Genomic DNA, 13,103 nt, shown 5'->3' with positions numbered 1-13,103 from the left:
AACCGCTCCTCGTTCCACCGGCCGCGCGAGAGTTCGTCAGGCGCTCTCTTCCGATCGGTCGAAGGGAGATACCCGCGGCGACCGGAGACGGCAATGGTCCGAGTGCGTAACCCATCGTCGCGCACGAGATGTTGACCGTGGTCAAACGGTGGAACGAATCTCAGCCGGCGGCGCGCAGCGTCTTTTCCGCCGCCAGATCGCGGCTGCGCCGCAGGACGGCGGCGTGGTCCTCGCCGAAGACCAGGGCGCAGAGACGGATCGCGGCCTCGACCGCCCGATCGAGGTCGGCGCGGTCGCGATGGGCCGGCGAGCGCATCTCCTCGAGCAGACGCGACGAGACGAGTTCCAGCGTCGCCTCGATCTGCTTGCGGCAGCGGCCGACCAGTTCGTGCAGCGCGAGGCTGTCGCTGGCGGCCTTGGCCTCGAGGGCGATGCGGACGGCGAATTCGGCCTCGGCGACGTCGGCGGCATCGAAACGACCGCCCCAGCTGCCGCGATCGTCGAGCATCAGGGCGCGGCGGACGAGGCCCGGCGCGGTCTCGAGCCGGCCGGCGACGGTCTGCGACATCACCGTGCGGGCATTGGCGAGACGGCGGAACCAGGCGGCGACGTTGTCGACCGGCATCGCCAGTTCGAGCATGCGGGTGAGGTCGTGATAGGCGCGCAGGTCGGCGACGAAGGCCTCGCGGGCGGCCTCGTCGTTGCCGCGGGCGGCGGCGCGGGCGGCGTGGCGATCGATGCGGCCGACCACCGCCTCGACCAGCGGCGCCCAGCGGCTGCCGGAGACGAGGCGCGGATCGTTGGAGCCGGCGAGCCGGCAGGCGAGATGGGCGAGCACCGCCGGATTGGTGGTGCGGGTCAGGACGGAGGCGGCGATCCAGTCGCCGCCGAGCAGGCCCTGCTCGAGCGAGACGCGCACGGCATCGAACAGGCGCGAGGATTCGGTCGCGTCGTGGACGGTGAGATTGCCGGGAATCTGGCCGAAGAGATTGGCGAAGGCGGCCTCGTGCTGGAGCACGTGGGCGACGTCGGTCACGGCGCGGAAGCCGGCCTCGCCGCCGAACTGGCCGGCGAACTTCTGGCGCGCCTTGGCATCGGCGGCGATCCGACGCAGCGTCTCGGCGAGCGCGGTCGCGACCTCGCGGCGCAGCTTGCGGGCGATCGGCGCGGCATCGGCGGTGGCGTCGAGCGGATCGGCGGCGAGCGCGCGTTCCCAGGCGGCGGGGGCGAGATCGCGGCGGATCCAGGCCCAGATGCGGACGACGGCGCGGCGGGGGATGCGGCAGACCGGCAGCGCGACGATGTCCTCGTCCTCGACGAAGGGGGCGACGGGGGCGAAGAAGGCGCGCTCCAGGCGCACGGCCCAGGGCTCGCCGCCGGTCGCGACGGAGACCTGGGGTTCGCCCACCGCCTCGAAACCGTCGATCGCCTTCAGCACGATCTCGGCGGCGCCTTCCAGCCGATCGGAAGCGCGCAGCGAGCGGCCCAGCATGGCGCGGGCCTGCGGCGACAGCGCGTCCATGTAGGTGCGGACCTTGGCAGTGAGGAGCCCCGGATCGGGCATCGCGCTCTCCGTCGATCGTCGGAACCGCCGGGCGGGCGGCCAGCCACCGGAGACCCGCGCATCAGCGGGCGATGCTCGCGGCAAGGCGAGGATCGGGACGCACGCACGAGATCCGGTCGGACCGAAGATCGGCCGAAGCGCTTAAGATTTGATTGAGGTTGACGAAGCGTCGACGCTCACGAGATCGGGCGCCAGCTGCCGTCGGGTTGACGGCAGGCGGTGGAGCGCCGCGTCTCCTTGCGGCCGTCGATCGCCACCACGTCGACGTAGTCGCGGCAGGTGTACTGGTTGACCGCGTAGGCGGCACCGGGGGTGACCTGACCGCGCCGGCCGGTGGCGGGGTTGTGCCAGTCGCGCACGACGCCGGCGGCGCCCTGCTCGAGCGCCACGAAGTCGGCCTCGGCGGCGACGCGGCGATCGCCGTCGTCGAGCTGGCGGCCGAGGTCGTCGACCGACCACGCCGTGTAGAGCGCACCGGCGCCGGCCGAGATGGCTTCGGCGGAGGCCGCCTGCGCCTTCGACTTGCCGCCGATGAGGCCGCCCGTCAGCTTCGCGGCCACGCCGCCCGATTCGGATTGCGACGAGGTCTCGATGCAGCCGCCGAGGAGGGCGCAGAGGATTCCGATCGCACCGAACGTCCCGAGTTTCATTGCCGCCTTCCGCTCGCAACCGTCATCGTCGAGGGGCGTCGCCATCGATCGCCCGCGCTCCCTATGGTGCGGCATCATGGCCGAAATGGGTCGAAAGGTCAGCCTCGGTCACAGCGACGGCAGCACCAGCCGACAGGCGAGCCCTCCCATTTCGGAGGCCTCGAGGGCGAAGCTGCCACCGTAGAGCCGCGCCGTCTCCTCGACGATCGACAGACCGAGGCCGGAGCCCGGCACGGTCTCGTCGAGCCGGCGGCCGCGTTCGACCGCGACGGCGCGTTGTTCGGGGGGAAGGCCGGGGCCGTCGTCCTCGACGACGAGCAACAGGCGGGCGGGGGCGTCGCGAGCGACGGCGGGATCGTGCGTCGCGGTCAGCAGCACGCGGCCGTCGCACCACTTGCAGGCGTTGTCGACGAGATTGCCGAGCGCCTCCTCGAAGTCCTCGCGTTCGCCGCGGAACTTCAGGCCCGGCTCGACCGAGACGTCGATCGCCACGCCCTTGTCGGCATGGATGCGGCGCATGGCGCGGGCGAGACGTTCGATCACCGGTTCGACCTCGGTGACGACGCCGATGACACGGCGTTGGGCGGCGATGCGGGCGCGGTCGAGGTGGTGCTGGACGTGCTCGCGCATCAGCTCGGCCTGTTCGACGACGTGGCGGGCGAGCGGTTCGTCGGAGCCGCGCGCCTCGTTGACGAGGACGGCGAGCGGCGTCTTCAGCGCGTGGGCGAGATTGCCGACATGGGTGCGGGAGCGTTCCATCGCCTCGCGGTTGGCCTCGACCAGGGCGTCGAGTTCGTGGGCGAGCGGGGCGATCTCGGCGGGAAGGTCGGCATCGAAGCGCGCGGCCTCGCCGGTGCGGATGCGAGCGAGCGAGGCGCGCATGCGTTCGAGGGGCGCGAGCGCGAGGCGGACCTGGAAGAGCGCGGAAGCGACCGAACCGAGGCCGACCAGCGCCAGCACCGTCACCGCGCGCCAACGGAAGCCGGCGATGTCGCGGTCGAGTGCGCCGGCATCCGCCGCGACGGCGAGGCGAAACTCGCGCAGGCCGTCGAAGTCGACGATCCGTTCGAGCACGCGCAGGCGTTGGCGATCGGGACCCTCGACATAGGCGGTGGCGGGCACGCGGCGGGTGACGGTCTCGCCGGCCTCGCTCGGCAACGGCAGGATCTCGCCGATCAGCGAGGGCGAGGCGAGGACGACGTTGCCGCCGTCGACGCGACGCACCACCCAGTACCAGCCCGACAGCGGCAGCTCGAATCGCGGCTCGCCGAGGTCGTCGGGCATGCGGAAGCTGCTGCCGGCATCGGCCTGGTCGGCGAGCGCGGCGACCAGCGTCTTCATGTGGATGGCGATGCGGTCGTCGAAGGCGCGTTCGACATGGCCGCGATAGACCGCGATCAGGACGAAGCCCGCGACCGCCAGCGCCACCGTGCTCCACAACGCGGCGAGCACGAAGAAGCGGCGGGCGAGCGATCCGCCGGTCATGGGCGGCCCGTGGGTCGTTCGGGGCCGACCGAATAGCCGAGGCCGCGCACCGTCTCGATCACGCCGTCGCCGAGCTTCTTGCGCAGGCGCCCGACGAAGACCTCGATCGTGTTGGAATCGCGATCGAAGTCCTGATCGTAGAGGTGCTCGACCAGCTCGGTGCGGGAGACCACCCGGCCCTGGTGCAGCATCAGATAGGCGAGCAGGCGATACTCGTGAGAGGTGAGCTTGACCGGCGAACCGGCGAGCGTGACGCGGCCGGCGCGGGCATCGACGATCAGTTCGCCGAGGACCATCTCGTTGGAGGCGCGGCCGGCGGCACGGCGCACCAGCGCGCGGACGCGGGCGAGGACCTCTTCCATGTGGAAGGGCTTGGCGACGTAGTCGTCGGCCCCGGCGTCGATGCCGGCGACCTTGTCGGACCAACGATCGCGCGCGGTGAGCAGCAGCACCGGCATGGAACGGCCGGCGCGGCGCCATTTCTCCAGCACGGAGATGCCGTCCATCATCGGCAGGCCGATGTCGAGGATCACCGCGTCGTAGGGTTCGGTGTCGCCGAGGTGATGGCCCTCCTCGCCGTCGAAGGCGGTATCCACCGCGTACTCGGCTTCGCGGAAGGCCTCGGCGATCTGGCGATTGAGATTGCGGTCGTCCTCGACGATCAGCACGCGCACGGTCCCGCGCTCCCCTCTTTCCTCGTCCGGCGCGCGGCCGGAGTCATTTGCGGCCATCGTATAGCAGACGACCCGAGCGTGCATCGAGCCCCGCGCGACGCACGCCGCCGGAAGCGTCGAACAGGATCAGGCGATAGACGAGCGCGTCGTCGCTGCGGCAGAGCCGGGCGCGCAGAATCTCGCGACCGAGCGGTCCGGCGATCGTCGCCAGGGGGCGGATGCGCCCCTCGCGCACCGCGAGGTCGGCCTGAGCCGGGGTCAGGCACTCGACCTCGCGCGGCACGTCCTCGGCCGCGGCCGGGGGGGAGCCGGCGGCGAAGAGCGCCACGAGAAGGGCGAGAGCGAGGGGCATGCGGTCCATGGGGCGACCTTGCGCCCCTCGCCCTGAACCGGGGCTGAACGGCCCCGATCAGCCGCGTTCGCCACCGCCGACCGGACCGTCGGTGAGGAAGCGCAGCACGGTGTTGGCGACGCCGAGCCCGCCGACCACCAGACCGGCGGTCTTCGGGTCGGCGACGGAGAGCCAGTCGGTGGTCATCAGCGCGCCGACGACGGCGGCGGCGACGTTCAGTCCGATGGTGCGATAGCCTTTCATGGGGATGCTCCTCTCGTGGATACCGTCAGGCGGCGAAGATCTGGCCCGGCGTCTCGGGGTGGATGCGGGCGGCGCCGAAGTCCGGGAGATCGCCTTCGTCGCCGTGCCAGAGCAGGTTGAGATGGAAGCCCGGACGCGGGTCGAACCGCGGCGTCTCGACGGGGCCGATGCCGTCGATCTCGACCGTCTCGATGCCGGCGGCGACGCGCAGGACGCCGTCGCCGCCCACGGGGGCGAGGTCGAAGCGGATACCGGCGGCGGTGTAGCCCATCGAGACGATCTCGCCGGGCACGAGCCCTTCGGCGACACTCGGTTCGAGCAGCCGGGAGCGGACGGCGGCAGCGGCCTCGTCCGCGTCGGCGAAGCGCAGGAAGACGGTGATCATGCCCAGGCCCTCGCTTGCGATCGGAGACCGGCCTCGGACCCCGCGAGGGGCCAGACCATCAGTTCGTCGAGGAACCCGTCGACGGCATTGGTGCCGTCGACGCAGGCGAAGAACCGCACCTGGGTGGGGGCGAAATAGGCGGTGACGAAGGTCGCGCTCGTCGCCACCGCGCCACCGCCGAACGCCAGCCGGACGGTGCCGGCACCATGCGCCTCGACCGCGCCGAAGGCGTTCCAGCTTCCGGACGCGGCCGTCGCCGAGATCGCCGTCGCGCCGTCGTAGGCGACGACGGAATTCGCGTTGGCGTTGGACATGACGAGAGGCGACAGCGCGCCGCCCTGATATCCGACGATGCGTCCGTTGCCGGCGTAGGTCGTCGAACCGCGGACGGCGATCGTCGCTCCACCGGCGTCGGCGATCTGCGCGAGGACCGCCGCCGAGGGGCGCACGTCGTCGGCGATGCGGGTGACGGCGGCGGTCGACGGGATCGTCACATAGGACGAGGGCGGCTCGTTCGCCGCGGCGACCTTCTCGACATTGGCGTAGCCGAAGTGGATCGAGGAAATGCCGTCGCCGGTATAGAAGTCGGTGTTCGTCGCCGTCCCCGACAGGAAATAGGCGGAATGGACGATCGCACCGGCCTGGGTCGTCGTCGCCGTCATCTCGATCCGCCAGCACGGGCCGACACCCGGGACGGCCATCGCCACGACGACGACGCGGCCGGCATTGGCGGACGAGACGATCGCGCCGGTCGCGAGGTTGACGCAGACCTCCGGGTAGGCTCCGACGTAGGCGCTGCCGATGCTGCGGATCTTGACGTTCCGGGCGCCGACGCCGCGCCGCACGACGATCTGGTGGGCCCAGTGCTCGCCGGCGGCATTGGCGTTGGCGACGGTCCAGGACCACCAGTTGTGGGCCGCGCCGGAGGCCGTGTTCTCGACGATCTCGCGCATGCCGTTCGTGCCGTCGGGGCCGAGCGAGGCCGCGCCCTGCGACACGTTGCCGAGACCGTAGCCGGTGCCGCCGATCGCCTCGGAACAGGGCCCGTACTTGGTCGCCGCCTTGGCCTCGACGAGCAGGCGCCGCCGGCCGGCCGAGGCGTCGAGGGCGGGAGTGTCGGCGGCGATCGTGTCGAGCGTGCCGGTCGGACCGACGACGCGCTTGGAGGCCGAGGAGACGGCGAAGAGGTCGGCGAGCGTCGCCGCGGCGCCGGCGAGCATCGCGCCGCCGATCGGCATGGATACGGCAACGCCGGGGTCGACGCCGTCGAGGCGACGATCGGGGTTGCGCCACCAATCGGTGCCGGCCGCGCGCCGCTGCGGCACGCCGACGGCGAGAGCGAAGGCGAACATGGCGGACCTCAGGCGATCAGGAGGAGGACTTCGACGGTGCCGGCGGAAAGCGCGGCGGAAAGGCCGGTCGATCCGGTCGCCCAGATGCGGCGCACCGAGATCGGCTCGTAGCCGACCGAGCCCGCCGGAATGGTGATCGGCACCGCCGCGGCGGCGAGGTCGGACGCGGCGGCGAGCGGCGTCACCATGACGGTCAGCGCCGTCGCCGTGCCGTTCCAGATGCGCAGGGCCTTGGCGTAGGTCGCGAGATCCGCCGTGTCGGAGACCATGGCGGCAGTCAGTTTCACCGCCTCGACCGCCGGCGACTGGCGGGTGGAAGCAGCGGCGCCGAAGCGGTCGGAGGCCTTGTCGTAGCTCATGGGATGGTCCCTTTCGGTGGTGTGGCGAGGCGCGCGCGGCGGCTCATTCGAATTCCCAGATCCACAGGAAGCCGGCGCCGCCCGCCCCGCCGGCCTGGCCGGTCGCGGACGAGGCGACCACGCCGCCGGAGCCGCCGGCACCGACGGACGAGGCGACCGAGCCGGCGACGTTGCCGACGTTGCCGCGGGCACCGCCGCCGAAGAACGCGGCACCGCCGGAGCCGGAGAGGACGTTTCCGGCATCGAAGCGCAGACCGGGCGAGCCGGGCTCGCCGGCGAAGGCGGGATCGCCCGCCGAGGTCGTACCGCCGAGGCCGCCGGCGACCGCCGTGCCCCAGGTGCCGGCCGCCATGCCGGTACCGCCGCCGCCGCCCTGCGCGACCGCGTCCGAACCGAAGGAGGTGGCGCCACCGGCCCCGCCGTTGCCGCCGGTCGCAGCCCCCGCGGTGCCGCCGGTACCGATCGTCACGGCGCGCGAGGCGACGGCCGAGACGTCGAGGAAGCGTAAGGCCAGACCGCCCGCCCCGCCCCCGCCGCCCGCAGCCCCCGACGAAGCCGCGCCGCCGGCCCCGCCGCCGCCGCCGCCCGCGCCGAGGGCGAAGACGAGGACGAAGCGGACGCCGCTCGGCCGGGTCCAGGTGCCGGAGGTGGTGAAGCTGCGGGTGGAGAGCAGGCGCCCTCCCCCGGCGAGTGCGCCGGTCGGCACGGTGACGCGGCCGGTGGCGGCGGCGACGCGCAGCGCCTCGGTCCAGCTCGAGCCGTTCGACGAGACCTTGATCGAGAAGTCGTCGTCGCCGAGGAGGCCCATCAGCGCGCGACCGCTCCAGCCGGTCTCGAACAGCAGCGCGGCGTCGCGGGCGGGCAGCGCCTTCTCCACCGCGATCCGCATGTGGCCGGAGCCGGAAGCGTCGTCGCAGGCGAAGAGCGCGGCGTCGGACTTGACGGCGAAGCGGTTGGTGGCGTCGGGCGTGGTCGAGACGCCGACGCGGGGCACCGATCCGTCGGCGAGCGCGGCGGCCTTCACGAGCCCGGCCTTGCCGGCGAAGTCGACCCAGGCGCTGCCGTCGTGGATCAGCAGACGCGCCTCGTCCTCGACCCAGCAGAGCCAGCCGGCGCGCGGGGCGAGGAACATCCAGCCGCCGTCGCGCTCGCAGGCGATCTTCCCCGCCGCTCCGGCCCAGGCGCCGGAGGCACCGGCGGCGACGAGCCATCGGCCGCCGGCGACGGGGCTCGTCGGCGGGGCGGCCAGATCGCGATCGGCGACCGAGAGCTGGACGGCGCCGTCGAGCCGCATCAGCGCCTCGTTGTGGGTGACGTGTTTCTGCGCCTGCGACGCCTCGATCAGCGGCAGGTCGAGCCGGGTGGTGGTCATGGAGGTCTCCGGAAGGCGGCATCCCGCCCGGTCGTGGGTGAACGTGGCCGGCGGCGAGCCGCGCAGCGGGCGGACGCGCCCGGATCAGAGAAGGTCCTCTCGCCCCGCACGTCTCGATCCGAGGGCGCTCTCCTCCGGTACTCTCCCCCTCGGAGGGGGAGAGACAGAGAGGGGGGGCTCTGCGTCGCGGTCGGGATTCACGTCGACGAGGAAACGCCGTTGCCCCCCTCCCTGTCCCTCCCCCTCGCGGGGGGAGGGGACGATGGGGCAGCCGCCGGTGTCGAAGCGCGAACTTCCCAGATTTGACGGTCAGACGGTCAGAGCGGCGCTGCGCGTCGTGCCGGGGCCGAGCTCCGGGTCGATCTGCGCCACCGTCACGGTGACGGTGGCGGGTGCGGACCCGAGGGCGGCGTCGCGCGCCGCCTTGGACCAGAGCCAGCCGGGCGTCGTGGTCTCGGCCGAGGCGACGACGGTCGAACCCAGAGCGACCACGATCGACCAGCGTTCGGCAGATGCCCCGAGCGGTACCTCGAGCAATGCCCAGGAATCGGCCCCCGCGACCCGCGACCGCCGCACCCAGCCGAAGGCGACGTCGCCGCTCGCGGTGTCGACGCTCGCTTCCAGATGCGCCGGGCTCCACGGCTTCAGGCCGCGTGCCGCAGGCGTGGCGACGACGTCGACCCAGGTCGCGGCGGTCGGCGGGTCGGCGGCGGGGCCGACCTTCAGCGTCACGGCACGGCCGATGTCCTCACGGCCGATCGGCAGAGTGATCAGCCGATCGTCGAGCAGCACGAAGGCGCTGCCGGCGGGGATGGTCGCGGCGCCGGCGTCGTCGGAACCGCCCTGCCGACGCAGGAAGCCGGAGAGCCGCCAGGTCGACGGCGCCACCAGCTCCGCCTCGCGGAACTGCACCACTTCCCAGTCGCCCGAGGGCCCGCGGATCGCGGCGCGGTTGGCACCGTCGAGGACCAGCGCCTCGGAGGCGGCCGAGAGCGTGCCGCCCGAGAGGCGCACGTCGAGCCGGGCGGCGAGGTCGAAGACCGCCGTCGGGCCGGGGGGGAGATCGGTCAGTGTCTCGCCGAGGATCGCCGGCCGGTCGACCGTGGCGATGGTCGCGACCGTCGCGGCATCCCTGACCCGCGCGACGGCGAGCGAGCCCGACCAGGGCGAGGCCCAGGCGGCGAGGTAGGGGCGATGGATGTCGCCGTCCTCGTTCGGATGGGCGACGTCGACGACATGGACGACCGGCCGGCCACGCACCGTGGCGAGCAGCCCGCCGCGATCGCGCCGTCCGCCGCGCACCGGCCGGCGCGCGCTCGGGTCGATCGTGCGGACCTCGATCAGCCGATCGGTACCGTCGGTCGCCGCCTCGACCATCACCCGCGTCGTCCGCCCCTCGATGGCGAGGGCGAGGACGTCGCCGGGCTCGATGTCGAGCCGGGTCGGGGGGAGCCGGACCTTCGCCGTGGTGCGACCGGCCCAGAGGTCGGCGAGCCAGCCTTCCGCGAGCGAGCACATCGCCTCGACGGGTGCGACGACGGCGAGATCGGCCGAGGTCGAGCGCCGCGTTCCGCCGATGCGGCGGCCGGCGGTGACGGTGGTGCGGCGATGGTCGAGCAGCGCGTCGGTGAAGGTGACGGAGATCTCGGCCGGGAGCTCGGTCTCCTGCGTGCGCCGGATCTCGACCACCGCACCGCGCTCCGGTTCGACGAGGTCGTCGAGCATGATCGCCGCGTCGATCCGGCGATCGCGGCCGGCGAAGCGGATCGCCGTGCCGACGTCGAGCGCGTCGATGCCGAAGGCGGCGAGGAGCGGCTCCAGCGCATCGCGCGCCGACATGCGGCGATCGATGACGAAGCCGTCGACATGGCCGGTCACGGCGCGGAAGGCGACGTCGGCGAAGCCGGCCTCCGCCAGGATCGCGGCGATCAGCCCCTCGACCGAGGTGCCGCCGAGCCGGCCGGTCAGCCAGTGACCGGTGACCCAGGCCGAACCGTCGGCCCAGACCGACGCGGCGCTCGGAAAGGCCGGATAGGGGCGTGCGTCCCAGGCCCAGAGATGGATGCCGTCGAGGGCGACCATGCGTTTCCCTGCCGGCGACAGCGGATTGCGGGTCGGGTTCACCGCCGGGTCCCAGTGATCGAGCACTGCCTCGAGGGTGCGGCGCTGGACGAAGTCGTCGCGCACGCCGGATGAGAAGACGGGCAACCGCGCCTCCGCCGACTTGGGGTCGGGGAAGGCGGCGGGCTCGTTGGCGCCGAGATCGACGGCGGGGCAGCCGAGTTCGGTCAGCCAGATCGGCTTCGACTTCGCCACCCAGGCGGTCGGCGTCGCCGAACGCACGCCGCCGGGGCGGTCGTGATGGGCGTTCGACCACCAGCCGGCGAGGTCCTTGGGGCGGAAGACCCAGTGCTCGCCGTGGGCCCCGTCGACGATCGGCGTGCGGATCTGCGCCAGCCGCGCGGCGTCGGAGGCGTAGTACCAGTCGAAGTTCTCGCCGCCCTCGACGCGGGCGTCGAGATGGGCGCGATCGGTCGGCCGATCGGCGATCGCGGCGTCGAGATGATCGCCGTCGCGCCAGTCGGTCAGCGGGAACCACGCATCGATGCCGACGACGTCGATCGCCGGGGTCGCCCACAGCGGATCGAGGTGGAAGATCACGTCGCCCGAACCGTCGTCGGGGTGATGGCCGAACCACTCGCTCCAGTCGGCGCCGTAGGTCAGGATCGTCGACGCTCCCAGCACCGAGCGCACGTCGGCGGCGAGCGTCACCAGCGCCTCGACGAAGGGGTGGGCGCCCGTCGCGTCGCGCAGGCGGGTGAGGCCGATCAGCTCGGAGCCGACGAGGAACGCGTCGACGCCGCCGGCCGCCTTCGCCAGATGCGCCATGTGCAGGATCATCCGGCGGAACGACCATTCCGAGCCCGCGCTGCAGACGACGGCGTCGCCGGCGATCGAGAAGGCGGAGACCGCGACCGAACCGACGAAGGCGGCGATCTGGTTGCGCGCCGCCGCCGTGCGATCGGCGCTCGACGGGCGACCGGGGGCGGGATGGGCGGTGATGCGGCCACGCCAGGGGAAGGCCGCCTGTTCCGCCGCGCCCCAGGGATCGGGCCGACCGTTGCCGGGTGGGATGTCCATGGCGAGGAAGGGATAGAGCGTCACCTTCAGCCCACGCGCCCGGATCTCGCGGATCGCCTCGACGATGGTCGCGTCGGACGGCGTGCCGCCCCAGGCGGGGCGTCCGTCGACGCGCGACACGATGCGGGCCTCGCCGCGCGAGAGCCCGGCGACCGACCAGGCCGGCCCGCCCGTGACGGTCTTCGCCACCACCTCGACGCCGGGGCGCAGGCGGCATTCGCCGGCCCTGAGATCGTCGCCGAACCACGCCACCACAAGGGCGACGCGTTCGAGGTTGGGGCAGAGTTCGATCGCCTCGTCGAGGGCGGCGAGGAAATCGGTGCGGGCGGTCGTGACGTGGCGGTTCTCGGCCGCCGAGACCCCGTCGGCGACCGCGGTGACCGGCGTCGTGCCGTAGCCGTGTTCGGTGGCGCCGGGGATGAAGGTCAGCGCGCGGACCTTGGCCTCCAGCGTGTCGACGACGCGGATCACCTCGAAGGTCAGCTGCGGGATGCGGTTGCCCCATTCGTCGAGCGGCAGACGCTCGAAGACGACATGGGCGAGGCCGCGATAGGCCGGCGCGACGCCGCCCTGGCGGGCGAGGATCAGCGCGTCGGGCTCCTGATCCTCGGCGCCGAGGTGGACGCGCATGGTGACGGCGTCGAGATCGAGCAGCACGCCGTCGGCCCAGACGCGGGCGACGCGGTCGATCGGTCCCTCGCACAGGCCGACGGCGAAATTGGCGAAGTATTTCCAGCTGGTCGAGGTCGACGAGCCGCCCTTGCCGCCGCCGGTCTCCTGCACCACCGCCTGTTCCTCGTGGCGGGTCGCCCAGATCACCTGACCGGCGATGCGGACGCGACCGAAGACGCGCGGGATCGGCTCGCCCTCGGTCGAGGCCTGGACGTCGAGATCGGAGAGGCGCGGACCCTCGACGTCGCGCGAGGTCCTGAGCAGGGTGCGGTCGATCACCGCGCCGGCGACGGCACCGACCGCCTGACCGATGGTCGCGCCGATGCCGATCGCGCCGCCGAGCGCGGAGCCGGCAGCGGCGAGGAGAAGCGTGGCCATGGGATCACTCCGTGGGGGACGCGGCGTCCGACCCGTCGAGGCCGGGGAAGGCGAAGGCGCGGGAAAGCCGGCGCCGCCACCAGGGGCCGAGCGGGCTCTCGACCACCGCGGCGCCGTCGTAGGCGTGAACGAAGCGCGCCGGCTCGACGAGGACGCCGACGTGTTTCGCCGGCAGATCGGGCCGCCAGCGGAAGAGGGCGACGTCGCCGGGGCGGGCGGCATCGAGGGCGATCGGCACGAAATGGCGTTCGCCGACGGCCGCCAATGCCTCGACGCCGCCGGCCTCGGCCCATTCGGGTGCATAGGGCGGCAGCGCCTCCGGCTCGTCGCCGTAGAACTCGCGCCACAGGCCGCGCACCAGACCGAGACAGTCGCAGCCGACGCCCTCGAGGCTGGCGCGATGGCGATAGGGCGTGCCGATCCAGCGGCGTGCCGCCGCGACGATCGCGGCACGGGTGACGGGCGGGCGTTCCATG

Annotated in this window: 12 protein-coding genes; all 12 read right to left on the bottom strand. The window is 72.9% G+C overall.

Annotation, left to right across the window (positions count from 1 at the left end):
- Positions 1-160: 160 nt before the first annotated feature.
- Positions 161-1,564 (bottom strand): hypothetical protein, encoded by a 1,404-nt coding sequence (locus ACT541_RS07510; RefSeq protein WP_476135542.1) that lies wholly within the window; start codon positions 1,562-1,564, stop codon positions 161-163.
- A gap of 176 nt (positions 1,565-1,740) precedes the next feature.
- Positions 1,741-2,214 carry an RT0821/Lpp0805 family surface protein gene (locus ACT541_RS07505; protein ID WP_476135539.1) on the bottom strand — a complete coding sequence of 158 codons (474 nt, stop codon included), beginning with the start codon at positions 2,212-2,214 and terminating at the stop codon, positions 1,741-1,743.
- A 108-nt stretch (positions 2,215-2,322) separates the two neighbouring features.
- A complete protein-coding gene (locus ACT541_RS07500) occupies positions 2,323-3,699 on the bottom strand; it encodes a sensor histidine kinase (RefSeq protein WP_476135538.1) in 1,377 nt (458 codons plus the stop codon).
- Positions 3,696-4,373: a response regulator transcription factor gene (locus ACT541_RS07495; protein WP_476135537.1), complete on the bottom strand. Its 678-nt coding sequence runs from the start codon at positions 4,371-4,373 to the stop codon at positions 3,696-3,698. The genes ACT541_RS07500 and ACT541_RS07495 overlap by 4 nt, the downstream gene beginning before the upstream one ends.
- A gap of 43 nt (positions 4,374-4,416) precedes the next feature.
- The gene (locus tag ACT541_RS07490) at positions 4,417-4,734 is read right to left on the bottom strand and encodes a PepSY domain-containing protein (protein ID WP_476135535.1); all 318 of its coding nucleotides are present in this window, start codon (positions 4,732-4,734) and stop codon (positions 4,417-4,419) included.
- 48 nt (positions 4,735-4,782) lie between these two features.
- Positions 4,783-4,968, bottom strand: a complete 186-nt coding sequence (locus ACT541_RS07485; protein ID WP_476135533.1) for a hypothetical protein — start codon at positions 4,966-4,968, stop codon at positions 4,783-4,785.
- Between the two features lie 25 nt (positions 4,969-4,993).
- On the bottom strand, positions 4,994-5,353 hold the full coding sequence (locus ACT541_RS07480) for a hypothetical protein (RefSeq protein ID WP_476135532.1): 360 nt from the start codon (positions 5,351-5,353) through the stop codon (positions 4,994-4,996).
- A complete protein-coding gene (locus tag ACT541_RS07475) occupies positions 5,350-6,705 on the bottom strand; it encodes a phage head spike fiber domain-containing protein (protein ID WP_476135530.1) in 1,356 nt (451 codons plus the stop codon). The genes ACT541_RS07480 and ACT541_RS07475 overlap by 4 nt, the downstream gene beginning before the upstream one ends.
- A gap of 8 nt (positions 6,706-6,713) precedes the next feature.
- On the bottom strand, positions 6,714-7,064 hold the full coding sequence (locus ACT541_RS07470; RefSeq protein ID WP_476135528.1) for a spike base protein, RCAP_Rcc01079 family: 351 nt from the start codon (positions 7,062-7,064) through the stop codon (positions 6,714-6,716).
- Positions 7,065-7,107: 43 nt separating this feature from the next.
- Entirely contained in the window at positions 7,108-8,436 is a 1,329-nt protein-coding gene (locus ACT541_RS07465; protein ID WP_476135526.1) for a DUF2793 domain-containing protein, read from the bottom strand.
- Positions 8,437-8,745: 309 nt separating this feature from the next.
- Positions 8,746-12,627 carry a baseplate multidomain protein megatron gene (locus ACT541_RS07460; protein ID WP_476135525.1) on the bottom strand — a complete coding sequence of 1,294 codons (3,882 nt, stop codon included), beginning with the start codon at positions 12,625-12,627 and terminating at the stop codon, positions 8,746-8,748.
- Positions 12,628-12,631: 4 nt separating this feature from the next.
- Positions 12,632-13,102 carry an NlpC/P60 family protein gene (locus tag ACT541_RS07455; RefSeq protein WP_476135523.1) on the bottom strand — a complete coding sequence of 157 codons (471 nt, stop codon included), beginning with the start codon at positions 13,100-13,102 and terminating at the stop codon, positions 12,632-12,634.
- Position 13,103: the final 1 nt, after the last annotated feature.

Source organism: Pinisolibacter sp. DMC100, from assembly GCF_056313705.1.
This window is presented reverse-complemented; position numbering and strand designations above follow the sequence as displayed.